Annotated in this window: 19 protein-coding genes and 1 pseudogene; 8 read left to right on the top strand and 12 right to left on the bottom strand. The window is 70.8% G+C overall.

Going from position 1 to position 19,982, the window contains the following annotated elements; genetic code table 11:
- Positions 1 to 28: 28 nt before the first annotated feature.
- From BR98_RS13745 to BR98_RS13735, 3 genes are all read right to left on the bottom strand, one after another.
- Positions 29 to 562: a hypothetical protein gene (locus BR98_RS13745; protein WP_035844766.1), complete on the bottom strand. Its 534-nt coding sequence runs from the start codon at positions 560 to 562 to the stop codon at positions 29 to 31.
- A gap of 164 nt (positions 563 to 726) precedes the next feature.
- Positions 727 to 1,506 carry a GntR family transcriptional regulator gene (locus BR98_RS13740; protein ID WP_232247408.1) on the bottom strand — a complete coding sequence of 260 codons (780 nt, stop codon included), beginning with the start codon at positions 1,504 to 1,506 and terminating at the stop codon, positions 727 to 729.
- 83 nt (positions 1,507 to 1,589) lie between these two features.
- Entirely contained in the window at positions 1,590 to 4,079 is a 2,490-nt protein-coding gene (locus tag BR98_RS13735; protein ID WP_157537745.1) for an alkaline phosphatase family protein, read from the bottom strand.
- Between the two features lie 415 nt (positions 4,080 to 4,494).
- Here BR98_RS13735 and BR98_RS13730 point away from each other — a divergent pair, with 415 nt between their 5' ends.
- The 3 genes from BR98_RS13730 to BR98_RS13720 all read left to right on the top strand — a co-directional run bounded on the left by BR98_RS13730 (position 4,495) and on the right by BR98_RS13720 (position 6,816).
- Entirely contained in the window at positions 4,495 to 5,214 is a 720-nt protein-coding gene (locus tag BR98_RS13730; protein WP_035844760.1) for a G1 family glutamic endopeptidase, read from the top strand.
- A gap of 199 nt (positions 5,215 to 5,413) precedes the next feature.
- A complete protein-coding gene (locus BR98_RS13725; RefSeq protein WP_035844758.1) occupies positions 5,414 to 6,085 on the top strand; it encodes a DedA family protein in 672 nt (223 codons plus the stop codon).
- A 56-nt stretch (positions 6,086 to 6,141) separates the two neighbouring features.
- Positions 6,142 to 6,816 (top strand): O-methyltransferase, encoded by a 675-nt coding sequence (locus tag BR98_RS13720; protein ID WP_035844756.1) that lies wholly within the window; start codon positions 6,142 to 6,144, stop codon positions 6,814 to 6,816.
- On the opposite strand, the gene BR98_RS13715 is transcribed toward BR98_RS13720, so the two are convergent.
- Positions 6,813 to 7,310, bottom strand: a complete 498-nt coding sequence (locus BR98_RS13715) for a hypothetical protein (protein WP_035844754.1) — start codon at positions 7,308 to 7,310, stop codon at positions 6,813 to 6,815. The two genes, BR98_RS13720 and BR98_RS13715, sit on opposite strands and share 4 nt — an antisense overlap.
- 58 nt (positions 7,311 to 7,368) lie before the next feature.
- On the bottom strand, positions 7,369 to 8,922 hold the full coding sequence (locus BR98_RS13710) for a pentapeptide repeat-containing protein (RefSeq protein WP_035844752.1): 1,554 nt from the start codon (positions 8,920 to 8,922) through the stop codon (positions 7,369 to 7,371).
- A 289-nt stretch (positions 8,923 to 9,211) separates the two neighbouring features.
- On the opposite strand from BR98_RS13710, the gene BR98_RS13705 reads away from it, so the two are divergent.
- On the top strand, positions 9,212 to 9,583 hold the full coding sequence (locus tag BR98_RS13705; RefSeq protein WP_035844750.1) for a hypothetical protein: 372 nt from the start codon (positions 9,212 to 9,214) through the stop codon (positions 9,581 to 9,583).
- 113 nt (positions 9,584 to 9,696) lie between these two features.
- Here the strand turns inward: BR98_RS13705 and BR98_RS36305 are convergent, their stop codons facing one another.
- The 3 genes from BR98_RS36305 to BR98_RS13690 all read right to left on the bottom strand — a co-directional run bounded on the left by BR98_RS36305 (position 9,697) and on the right by BR98_RS13690 (position 12,916).
- The gene (locus BR98_RS36305) at positions 9,697 to 10,218 is read right to left on the bottom strand and encodes a terpene synthase family protein (RefSeq protein ID WP_051969739.1); all 522 of its coding nucleotides are present in this window, start codon (positions 10,216 to 10,218) and stop codon (positions 9,697 to 9,699) included.
- A gap of 319 nt (positions 10,219 to 10,537) precedes the next feature.
- Positions 10,538 to 11,962, bottom strand: coding sequence for a family 2B encapsulin nanocompartment shell protein (locus tag BR98_RS13695; RefSeq protein WP_035844748.1), 1,425 nt, complete (start codon positions 11,960 to 11,962; stop codon positions 10,538 to 10,540).
- Between the two features lie 261 nt (positions 11,963 to 12,223).
- Positions 12,224 to 12,916, bottom strand: a complete 693-nt coding sequence (locus tag BR98_RS13690; RefSeq protein ID WP_035844746.1) for an NAD(P)-dependent oxidoreductase — start codon at positions 12,914 to 12,916, stop codon at positions 12,224 to 12,226.
- 95 nt (positions 12,917 to 13,011) lie between these two features.
- On the opposite strand from BR98_RS13690, the gene BR98_RS41250 reads away from it, so the two are divergent.
- Together BR98_RS41250 and BR98_RS41245 are read left to right on the top strand one after the other, a co-directional pair.
- Positions 13,012 to 13,248 carry a TetR family transcriptional regulator gene (locus BR98_RS41250; protein WP_063774786.1) on the top strand — a complete coding sequence of 79 codons (237 nt, stop codon included), beginning with the start codon at positions 13,012 to 13,014 and terminating at the stop codon, positions 13,246 to 13,248.
- Positions 13,215 to 13,526 (top strand): annotated as a pseudogene (locus tag BR98_RS41245) (TetR/AcrR family transcriptional regulator); the annotation flags it as partial. The gene BR98_RS41250 and the pseudogene BR98_RS41245, both read left to right, overlap by 34 nt.
- A 122-nt stretch (positions 13,527 to 13,648) precedes the next feature.
- Here the strand turns inward: BR98_RS41245 and BR98_RS41240 are convergent.
- Positions 13,649 to 14,743 carry a hypothetical protein gene (locus tag BR98_RS41240; RefSeq protein ID WP_035844744.1) on the bottom strand — a complete coding sequence of 365 codons (1,095 nt, stop codon included), beginning with the start codon at positions 14,741 to 14,743 and terminating at the stop codon, positions 13,649 to 13,651.
- 491 nt (positions 14,744 to 15,234) lie between these two features.
- Here BR98_RS41240 and BR98_RS13675 point away from each other — a divergent pair, with 491 nt between their 5' ends.
- Positions 15,235 to 17,559, top strand: coding sequence for a M4 family metallopeptidase (locus BR98_RS13675; protein ID WP_035844742.1), 2,325 nt, complete (start codon positions 15,235 to 15,237; stop codon positions 17,557 to 17,559).
- Between the two features lie 118 nt (positions 17,560 to 17,677).
- On the opposite strand, the gene BR98_RS13670 is transcribed toward BR98_RS13675, so the two are convergent.
- The gene (locus BR98_RS13670; protein ID WP_035844740.1) at positions 17,678 to 18,409 is read right to left on the bottom strand and encodes a bestrophin-like domain; all 732 of its coding nucleotides are present in this window, start codon (positions 18,407 to 18,409) and stop codon (positions 17,678 to 17,680) included.
- Positions 18,406 to 18,666: a hypothetical protein gene (locus BR98_RS39320; RefSeq protein WP_157537743.1), complete on the bottom strand. Its 261-nt coding sequence runs from the start codon at positions 18,664 to 18,666 to the stop codon at positions 18,406 to 18,408. The genes BR98_RS13670 and BR98_RS39320 overlap by 4 nt, the downstream gene beginning before the upstream one ends.
- A gap of 264 nt (positions 18,667 to 18,930) precedes the next feature.
- Here BR98_RS39320 and BR98_RS13665 point away from each other — a divergent pair, with 264 nt between their 5' ends.
- Positions 18,931 to 19,122: a hypothetical protein gene (locus BR98_RS13665; RefSeq protein ID WP_157537741.1), complete on the top strand. Its 192-nt coding sequence runs from the start codon at positions 18,931 to 18,933 to the stop codon at positions 19,120 to 19,122.
- Between the two features lie 80 nt (positions 19,123 to 19,202).
- On the opposite strand, the gene BR98_RS13660 is transcribed toward BR98_RS13665, so the two are convergent.
- Positions 19,203 to 19,874, bottom strand: coding sequence for a TetR family transcriptional regulator (locus BR98_RS13660; RefSeq protein ID WP_083976553.1), 672 nt, complete (start codon positions 19,872 to 19,874; stop codon positions 19,203 to 19,205).
- Positions 19,875 to 19,982: the final 108 nt, after the last annotated feature.

Genomic DNA, 19,982 nt, shown 5'->3' with positions numbered 1-19,982 from the left:
TGAGCTGTTCTTGAGAACGGTTAGCCGCCTATTCCGCGCTGGACAGGGCCTCGGTGATCAGGCGGGTGGCGAAATCGTGGTCGTCACCGGCAAGCCGATTGATGTGGTCGGCGAGCAGGACGGCGGTGGCTTCCAGCGGATTCATCTCGGTGCTGGTCCAGGGTCCGTACTGGGCGCGCCACAGGTTGGGGCTCAGTCCGGTGCCGGCGGCGATGAGCAGGCCGGCCATGGTGGGGATGACCTCGGGACGGAAGGTCCTGGGCATCATGCGCATCGTGGCCACCAGGGTGGGCACCGCGTGCTCGATGACGTCCTTGTCGCGGCTCTCGCAGGCCGCCCGCAGCCAGCTCATGAACATGAAGATGAGCGTGCAGGCGCCGTCCAGCAGCTCGTCGAATCCGGTAGGGCCCATGGATGCGGCGAACTGATCGACCATCTGCTGCTGTTCGGGGCCGGACTCGGTCCTGCCGTCGTAGAGCGCTTTGAGTCGGGAGTCGATAGCCAGGAGTGCTGCGCCGACGTCGCCGGCGGGAGCGTTTTCGGGGTCACAGGGCGAGGACACGGGACTCCTTCGTGAGCGGCCGCAGCCGACAGCGCGGCATGTCCGTACGATAGACCGCCGAGCGGATGCGGTCCGGCCGCTCTCGATTTTTGCCCACCCGCAACGGCCGCCGGGTGTAGGACACCGGCAGGACGCGGACGCGGCCGAGCTGCGCGGACGCCCGCTCAGGCCTCGTCGGGGGTCAGGTGCGCGGTGAAGCTGAAGCGGTCACCTCGGTAGAGGGAGCGGACGCACTCCACCGGGCGGCCCCGGCGGTCGCGGGTCACCCGGTTCAGCAGCAGCATCGGCAGCGCCGGGCTGGTGCCGATCAGCTGCACCTCGCGGGGCGAGGCGAGGACCGTCTCGATCCGCTCGTCAGCGTCGGCGAAGACGACACCGCTGGCCCGCAGATGGGCGTAGAGCGAGGTCGCCGGGTCGAACTCGTCCATCAGGGAAGGGAAGCGGGTCGCCGACAGGTAGGTGCTCTCGAGCCCCACCCGCTCCTCATCGGCGAGCAGCAGCCGTTCCAGGTGGAACACCGGCGCACCCGCCTCGATCCGCAGACCCGCCGCGAGCGCGCTGCCGGCCGCGAGCCGCTCGAAGGTGATGAGTTGCCGCCCGGGGAGCCGTCCCTGGCGGCGCACGCCCTCCGTGTAGCTCGCCAGGGTCAGCGACTGCACCAGTTTCGGCTGCCCGGCCACCGAGGACCGGCCGCTGCGCTGGACCCGTCCCTCCAGCCGCAGCTCCCGGATGGCCTGCCGGACCGTCATCCGGGAGACGCCGAAACGCTCGGCGAACTGCCGCTCGGTCGGGAGCGGCGCACCGGGGCCCAGCTCGTCGAGGACCGCATCGATCTTCTGCTTGATCTGGAAGTACTTGGGCGACTCGCCGTGCTCGGGGACCCCCGCGCGGACCGCTGCCAACGGGGTCGGGGAGGGCACCGGTCCGGCCGGGAGGCTGCTCACACCCGCGAGCGTAGCCGAGCGGCCCGGTGGCGCAGCACGCCACCGGGCCGCCGGTCCGGCAAGACCCGGAAGACAGACCCTGGTCAGCCGCCGAAGGTCATCGCCAGGTCGTCGAGGTAGCCGTCGTCGTCCGTTCCGGCCTGGCGGTTGAAGGTGACGGCGAACCGCACCGACGCCGTGCCCAGCGGGACCGTACCGCCGGCCTGCTCAAGGAGCAGCACGGTCTGGTTGTTGCGCCGGGCGGCCGTGACCGGAGCGAGCGTCACCGTCCCGAGCGAGGCCCCCGAGGAGTCGAGGAAGGTCGCCACCACCCCGGCGTTGTCGCCCTGCGAGCTGTAGCCGCCGATCCAGCCCGAGAGCTTGTACGGCAGGGTGCCGGTGGCGATCTGCGCGGACTGGCTCTGGACGCTCACCGTCTGCGTCATCTGGCTGGACGCGTAGGGGCCGCCGTCGAAGAAGGCGTTGCCGGGCGTGGCCGGGGCCTGCGGTCCCTGGGCGGTGGTCGGGTAGGTCGGCGAGCCGTAGCAGACCTGCTGCGGCTGGTTGACCGTCGCGGTCCAGCCCTGGGCCGCATGGCCACCGCTGCCTGAGCCGCAGCTGCCGCTCTCCGCGCCGGGGTTGGCGATGGGCAGGGTGAAGGTCGAGCCGGAACCGCCGGCCACCGTGTAGCTGAAGGAGGCCGACCCGCCGGCCCCGGTGGTGTCCGTGGCGGTGGCGGTCACGCTGAAGGTGCCGGCCGTGGTCGGCGTACCGGAGATCAGTCCGGAGCCGCTGACGGTCAGTCCGGTCGGCAGGCCGGTCGCGCCGTAGCTGAGGCTCTGGCCCGAGGCGGAGTCGGTCGCGGTCAGCTGGAGCGAGGTGGCCGTGCCGACGGTCGCGCTCTGCGGTCCGGGGTTGGTGACCGTGACGGTGTTCCCGCCGCCCTGCGTGCCGGTGAAGACCTCGTTGTAGGGGGTGGCCCACTTGTCGTTGTTGGTCATGGTGGCAGTCAGGCCGAGCGCGCCCTCGATCACCCGGGCGGTGCTGTAGTGGTCGTAGCGGTTGGCGTCCTGGTAACCCGCCTTCACCGTGCCCCGCGAGCCGATCGCCAGGGTCATCACCTGGTTGGTCTGCCCGGGGCCCCAGCCGCCCGGCGAGCCGGCGCCGTCCTCGTCGGTGGTCAGGATCAGCAGGGACTTCTGCTGGGTCCAGGCCGGGGAGTTGAAGAGCGTGGGCAGGGTCTGGCTGAGCCAGGTGTCGCCGGCGCCGATGCCGCAGTCCTCCATGTCGTAGCAGGAGTCGGCGTCGAACCAGGCGAAGTTCGGGGTGGTGGCGGTGGACGCGAGGTCGGTGTTGAGCAGCTGCGGCAGCGGCTGCCAGTGCGCCTGGCAGTAGGCGTTGTCGTTCTTCATCCTGGGCGCGTAGTAGAACGGCACGTCGTCCGGGGCGTACTCGCCGCTGCTGGTGGTCTGGCAGTTGCTGGTCTGGGTCTGGGTGTACTGCTTCCAGCTCTTGCCGATCGCGTCCAGGTTGTCGCCCAGGCCGTTGTTGGTCGCGGTGCAGGCCGGGCTGGTGATGCAGTTGGCGTTGCCGCCGCCGACCGCCTGGTTGCTGCGGCCGTAGGAGTTGCCGAAGGCGATCTGCTCGTAGTTCGGGTCCGAGTTGTGGGTGCCGGCGTGGTAGTCGGTCAGCAGCGAACCCATCGGCAGCAGGCTGTTGTTGATGTAGGGCGCGGCCGAGTTGCCGATGATCCCGGCCCCGCCGTCCACCGTGTTGGAGGTGGCGGAGAGGTTGTTGTTCTCCATCATGACCACGAAGACGTGGTCGTAGGCCGGGACGCTGGAGGCCGGCACGGTGAGCGTCGCGGCGGTGACCGGCGTGTCCAGGGTCAGTGACAGGTCGTCGGCCATGCCGTCGTTCTGCGTGCCGGTCATGGTGAAGTCGACGGCGGTGACGATGGAACGGGTCCCGGCGGGCACTGCGGTGGTGGTGCTCCGCTGCAGGAACTCGGTCGTGTTGCCGCGGGCGGCGGCCAGCACCGGGGCGATCGAGGAGGTGCCGAGCGAGGCGCCGGACGCGTCGCGGTAGGTGACGGTCACCGCCGCCGCGTCGTCGTAGCTGCCGACACCGCCGAGCCAGCCGGAGACGGTGGCGTGCACCCCGCCCGCGTCGATCGCGGTGGCGGCCGTGGAGACGTCGGTGACCTGGGTCATCTCGGAGGAGCCGCGCGAGCCGCCCTGGAAGTAGGCGGTGCCCTTGGTCGGCGAGCCGGGCGTGCTGGTCGAGGCCCCGGTCGGTACGCCGTAGCAGTTGATCACCGGATCGCCCGAGGCGAGCTTCCAGCCGGGCACGGTCGTCTCCTCCCAGCCGCCCGGACTGCACTGCGAGGTCTCGGCGCTGCCGTTGAGCAGCAGATTCGCGCTCTGGGTGGCGGCCGAGGCGAGCTGCGGGGCGCCGGCGAGGACCGGGCCGAGGAGCGCGGCCAGGGTCACGGCGACGGCGACGGGCGCCGCCGTCCGGCGAGCGGCGGACGGGACGAGGTGCGAGCTGCGGGCTGTCCGTGGTGTGTGCGGCGGGAGCGCGGAGCGTCTCATGACAGGGCGTCCTTCTGGCGGAGGGGCGGGCACACGGCCCGGCAATTGGGCTAGCCCAATCACACCACCGGATTGTTGGGTCGTCGGTGGGCCGGGACGGATCCGTCTGTTGCACAGCGCATGTCGCCCGGGCGAACAGTGGCAGGCGTCATCCTCTGGTCGCGTCGGCCCTTGAGGGTGTCGTCGGCGGAGGCGACGGGGTGACGGACGCCTCGAGTTGGGAGCGCCCCGTCGGGTGGTGCCCGTCGGTCGTCAAGCCTCTGGCCTGACACGACAGTTCACTCGGCATCCAATGCTGTGGGGGGTCTTGCCCAGCTCATGACAGTCGGCGATCCTGTACTGCCGCCCCTGTCAGCCACCCCCACGGCCTGGGCGGCGCATGAGCATCCTGATCGTCCCCCACAGAGGAGCCAGCATGCGCAAGTTCCTGATACGCGTCGCCACCCTCGCGGCAGCAGCAACCACCCTCGCCGTCCCCGCCGCGCCCACCACCGCGGCGGCCGCGCAGGGAATGTCGTTCCGCCCGCTGCAGTACAACACCAACGGCTACAACTGGGGTGGCTACGCCGCGACCGGCAGCGGCTTCACCTCCGTCTCGGCGACCTGGACCGAGGCGAACGCGACCTGCAACTCCACCAACGACCTCTACGCCCCCTGGGTCGGCATCGACGGGTACGGCTCGTCCACCGTGGAGCAGACCGGGGTGGCGACCGACTGCTCCAGCGGCAGCCCCGTGCACCAGGCCTGGTACGAGATGTACCCGGCGAACCCGGTCTACCTGAGCCTCGGCTCGTACCCGGTCTCGGCCGGCGACGTCATCAGCGCCTCGGTGACCTACGCCGGGAGCAGCAGGTACACCCTGAAGCTGACCGACTCCTCGCGAGGTTGGACCTTCAGCACCACCAAGTCGCTCTCCTCTGCGCGACGGGCCAGCGCCGAGGTCATCATCGAGTCGCCGACCGGGGCCTACCCCAACTTCGGCACGCTGAACTTCACTTCCGCCACCATCAACGGCACGTCCCTCGGATCCCACGGCCCGGTCGCGCTCGACCCCTCGAACGGCGCCTACGAGGCCCGCACCAGCGCGCTCGGCTCCAGCGGCACCAGCTTCACCGAAACGTTCCTGCGCGAGTAGCAGCACCGGCGCTGGGGCGAGGTCGGCGCACACCCGCCCCAGCGCACGCAGCCTCCCGCAGGCCGAGATCGCGGCCGGGAGCTGACCGCAGCGCCGGTGCGGCACGCGGGCTTCGGTTGCCGTCTGGGGATTCGGTTAGGCTGCCCTGACGCCGCGGCCCCGCGCGGCCTCGCCGTCCCGCGTTCTGGAGGAACCGGCCTTGCACATCGACGAGTGGATCCAGAGTGTGCCGCCCGGCGCGGTCTACGCCCTGGTCGCCCTGATCATCGGCGTGGAAAGCCTCGGTATCCCGTTGCCCGGCGAGATCGCGCTGGTCACCGCCGGAGTGCTGGCCTCCAAGGGGACGGTCAACCCGGTGCTGGTCGCGGTCTGCGCGATCGCCGGGGCGATCATCGGCGACTCGATCGGCTACTCGATCGGCCGCAGGGGCGGCAAGCCACTCTTCGAGAAGCTCGGCCGCAGGTTCCCGCGCCACTTCGGCCCCGACCACCTGGCCACCGCCGAGCGCTCCTTCCAGAAGTGGGGCATGTGGGCCGTCTTCTTCGGCCGGTTCATCGCGCTGCTGCGCATCTTCGCCGGCCCGCTGGCCGGTGCGCTGCGGATGCCGTACTGGAAGTTCCTGATCGCCAACGTGCTCGGCGGCGTGGCCTGGGCCGGCGGCACCACGGTCGCCGTCTACTACGTCGGCAAGGCGGTGGAGAAGTACCTGCAGAGCTTCTCCTACATCGCCCTGGTGCTGGCCGCCCTGGCCGGCCTCGGCTCGGCCGTGGTGCTCAAGCGCCGCGCGGCCCGCACCCGGGCTGCGCACCAGGCCGAGGGCGCCGTCGAGCAGGACCAGGCGGAAAGGGACGCCGTCTCCGCCGGTGAGTGACCGTCAGCCCCGTAGGATCGTCCCCGGTACAACCGGTGAGACAGCGGAGGTTTCTGATGACGCAGCAGCAGTGGACCGCGGTGGACGAGTACCTGAACGGTGTGCTGGTCGGTGAGGACGCGGCGCTGACCGCCGCGCTGCAGACCAGCGAGAAGGCCGGGCTGCCGCAGATCGCCGTCTCGCCCACCCAGGGCAAGCTGCTCAACCTGCTGGCCCTCGGCATCGGCGCCCGCCGGATCCTGGAGGTCGGCTCACTCGGCGGCTACAGCGCCATCTGGATGGGCCGCGCGCTGCCCGCCGACGGACGCCTGATCTCGCTGGAGCTCTCCCCGGCACACGCCGCCGTCGCCCGTGCCAACCTTCACGAGGCCGGCCTGGAGAAGGTCGCCGAGGTCCGCACCGGCCGGGCCGCCGACAGCCTCGCCGAGCTGGTGGACGACGGCGCCGAGCCCTTCGACCTGGTCTTCATCGACGCCGACAAGCCCAGCATCCCCGAGTACTTCGAGTGGTCGCTGCGCCTGACCCACCCCGGCTCGCTGATCATCGTCGACAACGTCATCCGCAGCGGCGCCGTCGCCGACCCCGACAGCACCGACCCGTCCGTCCTCGGCATCCGCCGGCTGCACGAGCTGATCGCCGCCAACCCCCAGGTCGAGGCCACCGCCATCCAGACCGTCGGCTCGAAGGGCTACGACGGCTTCACCCTGATCCGCGTCATGCCCGCAGCCTAGTCAAGAGCGGTCAGTGCGATCAGGCGGTGCATGACGGCCGTCGGAATCGCCGCGATCTCGGCCGGGCTCGCAGGCGGTCGGGACTCGGAGTCCGGCGGACGCTCGACACCGATCCGTGCTCCGGCCCCCCGATACCCGGCCTGGTCCGCTGCCAGCTCCGCCAGGGCATAGCGGAAGTGCGGCTCCGTGGTGGCGGCGAGGAGCCGGCTCCACTGTTCGGCCGAGAGCCTCCCTGATTCTGCGGCTCTGCCACGGACGTTCTTCGAGGGGTGGACGACCGCCGCGTCCAGGACACCGGTCGGGAGGTCGGCGCGGTGCAGGAACTGCGGCGAGGAGGCCGTCCTCCCGGTGTCGAAGAGGCTGACCAGGACCTCCGCCGGAGCGGCCCGGTTGAAGCCCAGACCGAGCAACCACGCCGCAGCCACCTGCTCGCAGGGGTGCAGGTCATCGGAGAGCACGGCCCAGGCGTCCGGGTCGGCATCGGTCTCGAGCATCCGCTGATTGAACAGGTACGGAACCGAAGGGATCAAGGGGGCCGCGCGGGCCGTCCCGTCACGTGCCGTCGGTCATCCTGGCGTGCGGGTCGCAGCAGCGGAGGCGGGGCGTTCCGCTGGGGAGGCGGGCGCCGGCGAAGGTGACGGGACCGTGGAAGGAGGCGGAGCCGCCGCCGCCCGGCAGACAGAAGTGTGTGCTCTCGCTGAACGACGTCCGGGCGAATGACGTGACTCCGTGGAACTGCGTTCCCGAGAAGTCGCCGATGGCGAGCCGGCAGTCGGTGAGGTCGAAGTCGATCAGGGTGGCCCCGGAGAGTCGGAGCCAGGCTTGATCCCAGAACTGCGGGCCGGCTGCCGGCACCGGTGCGGTCCCCTCCGCCGGACGCGGACGCGGACGCAGGCGCTCGGTGAGGAGTTGCTGGGCGACGCGCCGTACGTCCAGTTCCTCGGTCTGGGCGGTGGTACGGGTGGCCGGTCCGGTGCTGAGATCGAAGGACAGGGGTATTCGGAGGTACCCACAGAGGGCGTCCGTTATGGGCCGTCTGAGCGCCGGGGTCGCATCGCCGAGGTCGGCCAGGATGCGCAGGCCGGAGAGCCGGACCTGGGGGCTGCTGTCGGCCAGTTGGCGCGCGTAGGGCCGGACGGACTCGTCGGCGACGAGCGGCATCAGTCCTTCGCGCTCGAGGCCTCGGGTCCAGCCGAACGGCCAGTCCTGGGCGTCGTCGTCATCGAGGGGGCGGGCGGCCTGCGCGCCGGTGAGGTCGACAGTGGGCTGGTCGAGGCCGACGCAGTCGTTGAACCTGGCGTTCCTGAACGTCACGACGCCGCCGAACCGGGCCTTCCAGAACCAGGCGGGCCCGTCGAATCGAGCGCCCTGGAACGACGCCCGCCCGTTGAACCGGGCGCCGTCGCCGCCTTCGGTCCACTCCTGGTAGTCCTCGACCAGCACGTGGCTCGGCCAGCTCGGGTCGGTCTCGTTCAGCTCGTCCCAGGGTAGCGAGACCGATCCGGCCTGTTCGACGGTCTCCCAGAGCGGGTCGTCGTCGTCCAGGCATTCCTCACCGCGTCCGAACCAGGCGATCCCGCCGAACCTGGCCTGGTCGAAGTCGGCGGCCCCGTGGAATCGGGTCCGCCCGAAGGCCGCGCTCCCGTCGATCCGCACGCCGGTGAAGCCGGCGTCGCCCTGGAAGAGCGCGCGCCAGAACAACGCCTCCTCGAACCGGGCGGCCGCGAACGAGACCTCGCCCTGGAAGCGGGTGTCCGCGAACCGTCCCACCGTCAGCCGGCAACCGCTGAAGTCGGCATCGACCAGCGTGGCACCGGACAGGTCGACACTCATGCCGTCCCAGAACTCGCCCTCGCCCGTGGATGTGTGACGCAGGTGCCGGGCAAGCATCCGCAGGGCTTCGCCTCGTACGTCGGTGTCCGCAGGGTTGGCCGGTGTACGCAGGAAGCTGCAGACCGCATCCACCACGGGCTGCCGCTGCGCTGGACGGGCCACCGCCAGCGCCTCCAACTCCCACAGAGTGGCGAGCTGGAGGGCGGCGTCCGCGACGCCAAGGCAGTCGGCGGCGTCGCGGTGGGCAGTGGAAGCCGGTGGCTCTGCGGGCATGGAAGGAACCTGATTCTCCCTCGGGCAGCTGGTGGACGATCAGAACCTACCGGCGAGGACCGACACTCGGGGCCCTGACGGTCGCACGACGGTACGGCGCTCGGCGAGTAGTGGTCAGGCGGTGGGTCGGCGCGGCGAGTTGGGCGCGGGTGGTCGGAGAGTGGCGGAAAACCGGCTCAGTCCTTGCGACCGCGATCCGCCGCTGCAACCATCGCTCCGTCCGGCCGTACCCCGGCGGAGCCGTCCGCCGACGCGTGTGCCGGGTACCGATAACCGGGGGAACCACACCATGCTGTTTCGCCGTACTTCGCTGCGGACCACCGTCGTCGTCCTCGGCGCGGGCGCCGCGCTCGCCCTGACCATGTCCACGCCGGCCTTCGCGGTCGAGGGCGACTTCCAGATGCCCACCACCCCGAACTGCGACGCCATCCAGAAGATCGAGCCGCGGCTCTACTCCGACGGCCTGTACCACGACTTCCAGGCCATCGACCCGACCAGGACCAACGGCCACTGCCAGTTCCTGGTCTGGGACAACGGCCAGATCCGGTACGACTCCTACAGCGGTTCGCAGTCGCCGTGGATCTACGACGGCCCGGGTCACCGAGTCCGGACCGAGATCATCGACAACTACGGAGGGCTTTCCTGGGGCATCTACAACTGACCCCAGAGCGGGCCGGGGAGGCGTGCGCCTCCCCGGCCCGGCGCCGGACGAGAACGGGCCCGGGCCGCGCGAGAACCGCGCGACCCGGGCCCGTTAACAGCCGAGGGCGTATTTCAGCCGCTGTTGTAGCGGGGGCTGCCGGCGTGCCATTCGCGGTTGCCGCCGAGCCAGGCCCACAGGCCCATCAGGAAGCGCCACAACTGCGGGGAACCGGTGAGGCTGAGCAGGGCCGCCTCGATCTCGAAGGTGCGCACCAGCTCGTCGTGGATTTCGACCGTGCGGTCCGCTGCCTCGCGCAGCGAGCACTTCTCCTCCTGGGCGATCAGCTGCGGGAGGTCGAACCCCAGCTCGGTGCCGCTGGGTTGGCGGGCCATCGAGTAGAGGTCGTTGACCAGGGTGCTGGCGCCGGCCGCCAGCTTCACGGCGCGCCGAACCCGGGGGTCGGTGTTGACCTCCTCGGCGAGGACCGGGTCGTCACGCAGGGCGGGTGGGCAGTGCAGCGCGGGGACGGGACCGGGCTGCTGCCCGCTCGGCGGGTGGTCGCCGGTGGCGGGCTGCATCGGCGCGGGCCGAATGGGCAGCAGGGTGGCCGCTGTTCCGATGCCGGTGGGGCCGGGAAGGTAGGACGGCCCCACCGGCCCCACCCCCGGCCTGCGGTCGAGCGGTTACGGGCCGGGTAGCCGCGGATTGGGCGGCGGTGGATTGGACGGCGGTGGGGCGGCCGTGGGTCGGGGAGCGGCGGGCCGGGCGGTCGCGGGTTGAGGGGCCGGCCGCCCCACCGTCCCCCACGCCGGCTGCCCCGGCGCGGTCGGCGGGGCAGCCAGCAGTGCGGTGACCAGCGTGGCCAGCTCACCCGGGGCAGCCGGAGCGGTGATCCGACTCAGCGGTGACGCCACGTCAGCTCACCTTCCATCGTCGTCCTTCATCGTCCGCCGCCGCCGGGCGGCCGTGGTCTCAGTCACGCGGACGGGAGACCTCGACGTTCTCCAGCACCCCCAGCGCGTCGGGCACCAGGACCGCCGCCGAGTAGTAGGTGCTGACCAGGTAGGAGATGACGGCCTTCTCGTTGATGCCCATGAAGCGCACGTTGAGCCCGGGCTCGTACTCGTCGGGGATGCCGATCTGGTGCAGGCCGACCACGCCCTGGTTGTTCTCGCCGGCGCGCATCGCGATGATCGAGGAGGTGTGGCCGCCGACCACCGGGATCTTGCCGCAGGGGAAGATCGGGACGCCGCGCCAGGCGGGGATGTGGTGGCCGCCGATGTCGGCGCTGCCGAAGTAGATGCCGCGCCGGCTGCACTCCCGACCGAAGGCGGCGATGGCCTTCGGGTGGGCGAAGAGGTGGGTGGTCTCGCGGCGCATGCTGAGCAGCTCGTCGAGGTCGTCGGGGGTGGGCGGGCCGGAGTGGGTCTGGATCCGCTGGTCGTACTCGGCGTTGGCGAGCAGGCCGAAGTCCTCGTTGTTGACCAGCTCGAACTCCTGGCGCTCGCGCAGCGCCTCGATGGTGAGCTTCAACTGCTGCTCGATCTGGTTCATCGGGTCGTTGAACAGGTCGGCGACCCGGCTGTGCACCCGCAGCACGGTCTGCGCCACGCTCAGCTCGTACTCGCGCGGCGCGAGTTCGTAGTCGACGAAGGTGCTGGGCAGATCGGGTTCGCCGTCGTGACCGGCGGCCAGCTCGATCTCGGCCTCGCCGTGCTGGTTCTGTGCCTGCCCGTGGCTGTCCAGGTAGTCGGTGATCTGTCGGCGCAGCTCGGGGGAGCGGTCGACCAGGTCCTGGAACGCGCCCCAGGGGAGGGTGAGGACGGTGGCGGCCGTGGCGGCCTTGACGGTGTACTCCCACAGGGAGTCGGACTGGCGCACGGCCTCGTCGCCGAGGTGGTCGCCGTCGGCCAGGTGGCCGAGCACGGTGGTCTCGCCGTACTTGCCGATGCCGATCTTGTTGATCTTGCCGTGCGCGATGATGTAGACCTCGTCGATCGGCTGCCCGGCCTCGACCAGCACCTCGCCGGCGGCCACCTCCCGCTGGGTGAACCGGGCGGCGAGCTGGTCGAGCACCGCGTCGTCCTCCAGGCCGCGCAGCACGGGCACCTCGCGCAGCGAGGGTGGCACGATCCGCACCTCGGACCCGGTTTTCACGAAGCTCACGCGGCCGCGACCGACCGCGTAGCTCAGCCGGCGGTTGACCCGGTAGGTGCCGCCGGAGACCTGCACCCAGGGCAGCGCGCGCAGCAGCCAGCGCGAGCTGATCCCCTGCATCTGCGGCTCGGACTTGGTCGTGGTGGCGAGGTTGCGTGCCGCTACGGTGCTCAGGCTGAGCTGAGCCCTGCCCTGCGCCTGCTGGGGTTCGGTCGGGGCCGGCCCGGTCTCGATCGACATGGAATCTCTCTCCCATTCACGGTCGTCGGCAAACGAGTGAAATCCGCTGCCAGTCCGATTCCATCGCATGCCGACGGTAGTCGTGGGGGACTATGGGCAATTCCTGAGCCTGTGGAGAGGTGCGCGACTATGCGCGCGCCCCCGTTGGGATTCGAGCGCTCGCATGGTATGAGCTGCGGAAACGCTCACTTGCGGGCGCTATTCGCTGATGATGCGTCAATATGACTAGCGTGAAATCGCTTGCTTTTCCGACAATTCCTCTCACTTCTTCTTGATGCCCTCGTTCCAGATCAACTTGAGGATGCTCGGCTTCGCCTCGGTGGTGATGACCGCCATCGCCCGGCGGACGAAACGGTCGTCGGTCAACTGCGCCAGCATGCTCGCCGCCAGGTCGGCGCGAGCGGTGAAGAGGCCGTCTGCGGCGTCGACGGCGAGCTCGTGGGCGGTGACCGTGGGGTGGTCAAAGAGGCCGGACGGGCGGGCGATCGTCCAGTCCAGCGCGCTCTGCCGGATCAGCGCCTCCATCCGGCGCATGTCCGCGTGCAGGGTGCGGCCGAGCTTGCGGTTGACCAGCGGGTCGAGCACGTTGTTGAAGAAGAAGGCGTTGCTGGGACGCCAGTTCGGGTCGGTCACGCTGGAGCTGACGGCCAGCAGTCGCTTGACGCCCTGACGCTCCATCGCGGCCATGATGTGGGTGATGCCCTGTGAGTAGACGGTGATCGGCTGCTTGCTGAACGGTACGCCGAGCGCGGACAGCACCGCGTCCTGGCCGGCCACCGCCTGCTCGACGGCCGGCGGATCGGCAACATCGGCCTGGGCCACGGTGAGGCCGGCGCGAGCGGTGAAGGCCGACGGCCGGCGGGTGACCGCGGTGACCTGGTGGCCGGCGGCCAGGGCCTGCTCGGTCAACTGCCGGCCGGTCGGACCGTTGGCACCGAAGACGGCAATACGCATGTGGGCACTCCTCAGGTACCCCGCCACCAGCGGGGGAGTCGATTCGCTCTGGATGCCCTTGACACTGCCGCGCCGCCGCGTGGTATTCAACGTTGATGAATAAATCGCGCGGCCGCCCGCCCGGCAATCCGCCCACCAAGGCGCGCATCACGGCGGTGGCGCGCGAGCTCTTCCTGCGCGACGGCTACCGGGGCACCACGCTGCGCGCGGTGGCGGCCGCGGCCCAGGTGGATCCGGCGTTGATCAGCTACCACTTCGGCTCCAAGCAGGGACTCTTCGGCGAGGCCCTGCAGGTGCGCTGCGCGGGGAGTTCGGGCTGGAGGAGGCGCTGAAGGGGGACCGGGCCTTCGTCGCCGACCGGATCCTGCACGCCGTCACCAGTGCCTGGGAGCAGACCGACCCGGCGAGCCCACCGTGGCTCTCGCTCGACCACGCGGCGCTGCTCGACGAGGACGTGCTGAAGGTGGTGCCGGGGTTCATCGAACGTGAGGTGACCAACCGGATCGCTGAATATCTCGGCGGCCCGGACGCCACCGAGCGGGCCACCGCGGCGGTGACCGTGATCGGCGGTCTGATCTTCACCCGCTACCTCAACCCGACCGGCGCCGCCGCCGCGATGTCCGCCGCCGACCTGCGCCGGATCCTGGCTCCGGCGCTGCGCGCCGCGCTGAGCGACCGTCAGGCCGGCGCTCAGGCCGGTGCCGGGTACCTGTCCGGGGCGCCGAACGGCCGTCAGGCGGTGGCGCCGGGCTGGCGGTCGGCCGGGCGGCGCGGCGGGATCGGGGCGGCCGGGAAGTCGCGGCTGCCGGTCCACAGCGCGGGTACGGCGTCGCCGCGGCGCGCCAGCTCGTAGGCGATGGGCTCGTAGTTGACCCGCCAGCCGTGGAAGTGCGGCCAGGCCAGTATGGTCGGCCGCTCCACCTCGAACCCGGCCGCGACGATCATGGTCACGGCGGCGTCGAACTCGTCGTAGCTGAGCCGGATCGGGGTGTTCGGGTCCGGGTCGGGGTCGTAGTCGATCCGCACCACCCTGGCGATGTCGCGCAGCGCGGTGAACCCGGCGCGCAGCACCAGCCGGGCCTCCGGCGGTGCGCTGCGCGGGCTGACGGCCAGTTGGATCGCGGCGGCGTCCATCACCGCGATCAGGCCGACGATCCAACTGCGGTAGGGCTGCGGGGAGCGGAAGGAGAGCAGCACCGGGTAGTTGGAGTGGCTCTCGCCGAGCTCGGCGGCCAGCCGCTCCCAGTCCCGGTAGAGCTGCGGCAGCGCCGTCTCGGTGTCCACCAGGGACTGCCGGGCGAGCAGCTCCGGGCCCCAGGCGGGCTCGCCGGCCCGTGACTGCAGCAGCGTGACCTCGAGTTCGCGCCGGTTGTAGGTGCTGTAGAGGGTGGGCAGGTAGGCGATCTGCAGCGCGATCACCAGCGGTCCGCTGGCGGCGGCCAGGAAGTCCAGGGCGGAGAGCCGCAGCCGGTCGCCGCTGGCGAAGCCGAGGGTGAACAGGCTGGAACCGGCCTCGCGCAGCGCGACGTTCCAGGACAGGTCCGAGCTGGCGTACAGCAGCATGGTGAAGCTGGCGAGCAGCGCGATCAGCCAGCAGGCCAGCATGCCGACCAGGACCAGGGGGGCCAACCAGGCCTGGGCCCGGTCGTGCGAGCGGTAGCTGTTGCCGAACAGGCGGGCGAAGCCGTGCAGCGTCGCGCGGAAGGTCCGCCACAGCCGGAACACCAGCGAGGAGTAGAGCCCGCGAGGCACCACCAGGGTGCGCAGGATGCTGGCGAGGGTGAGTGCCAGCAGCAGCAGTCCGCCGAGCGCGGAGATGGTCCTCATGGCTGACATTGTCGATCATCGGACCGCCGCCCCGTCGATCCGGCTCAGCAGGCGGGCACCGGCGGTCGGCGTCGGCCAGCCGAATGGCCGAAACCCGTCGGCCGCTACCGCTACTTGCCGGGTGTTTAGCGAACTCTCATGGAAGGCCGGAGGGTCAAGGCCCTGTCAAGACACGTGATCGCTTAACTGTTCTAACCGGCCAAATTCTGACGTGCATCTGTCACTGATGGGCTGTCAGCTGTCACGATTCCCCCCATCGCTCCCCACCCCAAATCGGGGGCGACTCCCCACCGCACATCGCACCACCCCACATCGCACCACCTCACAGAGCGTCACCCCACAGAGCGTCACCGGCTCCTGCGCCACCCCAAGCGCCAAACGTGACGTGCCCGCGCCGCCGACCAGTGGCAGGGCCGCGCTGTGCCGCAACCCCGCGGCCAGCTTCTCACCACCGGACGTGACCCCGCGCCCGGTCGGTCAAGGAGTAGAACTTGTCTCGCTACACGCCTGCCCGGATATCCCTGGCTGCTCTCGCCGCGACCACTGCACTGCTCGCCACCGGCATCCCGGTCATCGCCCAGGCCGCCACCCCGGCCCCCGCCGCGGTCCAGCAGGCCGCCACCGCGCACGCCCAGCTGCTGGCCGGCGCCAACGCGCAGAGCGCGGCGCTCGCCCAGGCCATCGGCCTCGGCAGCCAGGAGAAGCTGGTCGCCAAGGACGTGGTGATCGACGCCAACGGCGCCAAGCACCTGCGCTACGACCGCACCTACGCCGGACTGCCGGTCCTCGGCGGCGACCTGATCGTCCACCAGGACGGCGCGGGCGCCACCAAGAGCGTGGACCGTGCCAACTCCGCGAGCCTGGACGGCCTCGGCACCACGCCCGCTGTCGCCGCGCCCAAGGCGCAGGCCGATGCGCTGGCCGCCGAGTCCGGTGCGACCCTCAACGCGGCCCCGCAGCTGGTCGTCTGGGCCCAGGGCGACGCCCCGAAGCTCGCCTACAAGACGCTGGTCGCGGGCAAGCAGGCCGACGGTACCCCGAGCCGGCTGCAGGTGATCACCGACGCCACCACCGGCGCGGTGCTGAGCAAGACCGAGACCATCGAGACCGGCACCGGCACCGGTGTCTTCGTCGGCCAGGTCCCGCTGACCACCACCCAGTCGGGCAGCACCTTCCAGCTGAAGGACGGCACCCGCGGCGGCCAGTACACCACCGACATGGCCAACGGCACCTCCGGGAACGGCACGCTCTTCACCAAGTCCAGCGACACCTGGGGCAACGGCTCCGCGAGCAACCGCGAGTCGGCCGCCGTGGACGCCCAGTACGGCGCCGCCGCGACCTGGGACTTCTACAAGAACACCTTCGGCCGCAGCGGTATCCGCAACGACGGTGTCGGCGCCTTCAGCCGGGTGCACTACGACAGCAACTACACCAACGCGTTCTGGGACGACGGCTGCTTCTGCATGACCTACGGCGACGGTGCCAGCAACACCCACCCGCTGACCGAGATCGACGTCTCCGGCCACGAGATGACCCACGGCGTCACCTCCAACACCGCGGGCCTGAACTACTCGGGCGAGCCCGGCGGCCTGAACGAGGCCACCTCGGACATCCTGGGCACCGGCGTCGAGTGGTACGCCAACCTGGCCAGCGACAAGCCGGACTACCTGATCGGCGAGCTGGTCAACCTCAACGGTGACGGCACCCCGCTGCGCTACATGGACAAGCCCTCCAAGGACGGCAACTCGGCCGACTCCTGGTCCTCCAGTGTCGGCAACCTCGACGTGCACTACTCCTCGGGCGTGGCCAACCACTTCTTCTACCTGCTCTCCGAGGGCAGCGGCGCGAAGACCATCAACGGGGTGAACTACAACAGCCCGACGATCAACAACATCACGGTCAACGGCATCGGCCGCGACAAGGCGCTGCACATCTGGTACCAGGCGCTCACCGCGCACATGACCTCGACCACCAACTACGCGGGTGCGCGTACCGCGACGCTGGCCGCCGCGACCGACCTGTACGGCGCCAACAGCGCCGAGTACAACGCGGTCGCCACCGCCTGGGCCGCCGTCAACGTCGGCTCGCTGCCGACCGGCGGGGTCACCGTCACCAACCCGGGCAACCAGAGCACCGCCCAGGGCGGCGCGGTCAGCCTGCAGATCAAGGCCAGCGGCGGCAGCGGCACGCTGACCTACTCGGCCACCGGTCTGCCGACCGGCCTGTCGATCAGCTCCTCGGGCCTGATCACCGGCACCGCGAGCACCGCCGGCAGCTACACCGTGACCGTGACCGCCAAGGACTCGGCCGGCGCGACCGGCTCCACCACCTTCAGCTGGACGGTCGGCGGCGGTGGCGGTGGCTGCACCCCGGCGCAGCTGATCGGCAACGGCGGCTTCGAGACCGGCTCGGCCGCGCCGTGGACCGCTTCGAGTGGCGTGGTGGACAACTCCTCGTCCCAGGCCGCGCACGGCGGTAGCTGGAAGGCCTGGATGGACGGCTACGGCAGCTCGCACACCGACACGCTGTCGCAGTCGGTCACCATCCCGGCGGGCTGCAAGGCGACGTTCAGCTTCTGGCTGCACGTCGACACCGCCGAGACCGGCAGCACCGCGTACGACAAGCTGACCGTGACCGCCAACGGCACCACGCTGAAGACCTACTCCAACGTGGACGCCGCGACCGGCTACACCCAGCGCACCATCGACCTGTCGGCCTACGCCGGCCAGACGGTGACCCTGAAGTTCACCGGTGTCGAGGACACCTCGCTGCAGACCAGCTTCGTCATCGACGACGCCGCGGTGAACGTCTCCTGACGTTGACCTCTGCTGGGTAACCGGTCGGCCCGGTTCGGGTGGTGCGCGCACACCACCCGAACCGGGCCGACTCCATTTGTAGCTGATGGACCGTCAGCTCTCTGCACCGGGGGGCCGGTCAGCTCTGCTGGGAGAGTTGGGTGAACCGCTCCAGGCTCTGCTGGTAGGCCACCGGGGTGACGTGCATCGGGCCGGTGTAAGGGTGCGTCATGTGCAGCACCAGGTAGATGCCGAAACCGACCACCGAGCCGACCAGGCCGAGTGCGATGGCCTCCCGGCGCTGGAAGGTCAATCCGGCGATCGGGGCGTACAGCAGCACCAGCAGGCCGGTGCCGATCAGCGCCGGATAGAGCGGGGCCGGCAGCGAGAGCGAGGCGTCCGCCAGGCGGATCTGCCGCTTGGTGTAGATGTCGTCCAACTCGCTCAGCATGGTGGCCCGTTGGGGCGAGGCGGGAAGAGCCTCGACATGCGCCCGGACGGCGTCCAGGCCGGCCCAGGCGGTGGGAGCCGCGTCGCCGTGGGTCATCGCCTCGAAGTCCGGGCCGATCACATCACTCACATAGGAGCGCAGCAGCGGGCGGGTGCTGTCGTCGGCGTCCGTGTAGGCCGCGTTGAGCGCCCGCGCCTCGTCCCAGGTGTGCCCACGGGCGGTGTTGAGGTTGGACCAGGAGCCGGCGATCAGGAAGGCCGCGACCAGGATGAACGAGGAGAGCGAGGCCGAACCCAGAAAGCTGAGCGCGCCTCCGGAGAAGATGCCCTCGCGCGACCGGGCGGTGCGGCCGAAGACGGCCAGGATGCCCACGGCCAGCGCGGCGCCGAGGGCCACGGCGATCACGATACCGATGCTCAACGACGTCTCCCTGCGGTTTGGTTGATGAAGGTGACGGCCGCCGTGAGGACGGCCGGGACGGTGATGGCGATGAAGGCGAAGGCGTTCTGCGGGTCCGCGACGGGCATGGCGAAGCTGTCGTCGGGGTGATGGGTCGGTGTCACGGTGACGGCGTGCTGCTGGCTGGGCGGGGGAGGAGCGGGCAGCGCCGGGGTGGGCGGCAGGACCGGCGGAGGCGGCGGGGGTGCGGGCGCGGGGTGGACGGGGGTGGGGTGCACCGGTGTTGGGTGCGCGGGGGCCGGCGGCGGCTTCGGCGCGGGAGGGGGCGGGGCGGCGAGGGTGGGGTGGGTGATGGGCGGGGCGGGGTGCGGGGTGGGTACCGGCGGGGAGGGGGTGGCGGCGGAGGCGGCGGGGGAGGTGGCGGTGGCGGTGGCGTGGGTGGGAGCGGGGGTCGGGTGGGCAGGAGTGCGGCGGTGGGGCGGGGGAGGCGGGGGAGGCGGGGGAGGTGGCGGAGGACAGGCGCACGGGCAGGGGTGGCCGGGATGTTCGTGCTGCTCGTGGTGGTCGTGGTCGCCGGGGTGCGCGAGGTGTTCGAGGTGCTCTGGGAGGGCTGGGAGTGCAGGGACTGCAGGGTGCTCGGGGTACTCCGGTTCGTCGTCGCCTTGCATGAGCAGGACGATAATCAGGCGCGCGCCCGCGTGAGCCTCGGATTGCGCCGTCCGCACGGGAATTGACCCTTCCGGGGGTCAACTTCTGGCGTGGCCGTACGTGTGCCGAACTCATGTTCCGTCGCAGGCGGGCCCCGTCGGGTCGCTCAGGCGAGATAGCGGCGGAGCAGCAGCTTGCACTCGGCGATCAGTGCCGGATCGCCGTCCCGGTCCTGCTGGAAGGCGAGTTTGAGCACCGAGTCCGCGCACTCCAGGGCCACCCGAAGGGCCAGCGGCCCCGGCCTGCGCCCCTCGCCGGAGAGGTGTTCGGAGGTGAGCCGGTGCAGCAGTTGGGCCACCGCGCTGTTGTTGTCGAGGGTCAGGTCGAGCAGGTGCTCGACATCGTCCAGGGCGGGCGGGGTCGGCCCGGTCAGACCGAAGTCCAGCGCGCCGAAGCCGGGTACGGCCCGCTTCATCGCCACGAACTCCTCGACCGCGAGGTCCACGAAGCCACCGATGTCCTGCGGGCTCTCGGCCTCCAGGCGCCTGGTGAGCCGGTCCAGGTAGCGGCGCAGGTTGCGCCGGGCGAGCGCCGCCAGCAGGCTCTGCTTGCCGGTGAAGAACTGGTACAGGGTGCCGATCGGTACCTGGGCCCGGGCGGCGATCTCCTTGGTGGTCAGGGCGGCGGCGCCCTGCTCGTCGAGCAACTCCGCGCAGGCGTCCAGGATCCGCTCCAGCCGCTCCTGACTGCGCTGCTGGACGGGCTTTCGCCGCAACTCGGGCTCCGTCACCTCGACCGTCGTGGTCCCGCCGGTGCCGCCCGCGCTCCGTTCGCCCATGGGCCTGCCCTTCTTTCGCGTCCTGGCTTCGCGTCCTTGTCCAACCACGCCGGCCAAACACCACTGTGCCGCATCCGGCGTACCGTGCGCGAATCACTGTCGTGAGCG

This window comes from Kitasatospora azatica KCTC 9699 (assembly GCF_000744785.1).
Taxonomy (GTDB): Bacteria; Actinomycetota; Actinomycetes; order Streptomycetales; family Streptomycetaceae; genus Kitasatospora; species Kitasatospora azatica.
The sequence above is the reverse complement of the archived record's forward strand: the minus strand, read 5'-3'. Positions and strand labels throughout refer to the sequence as shown.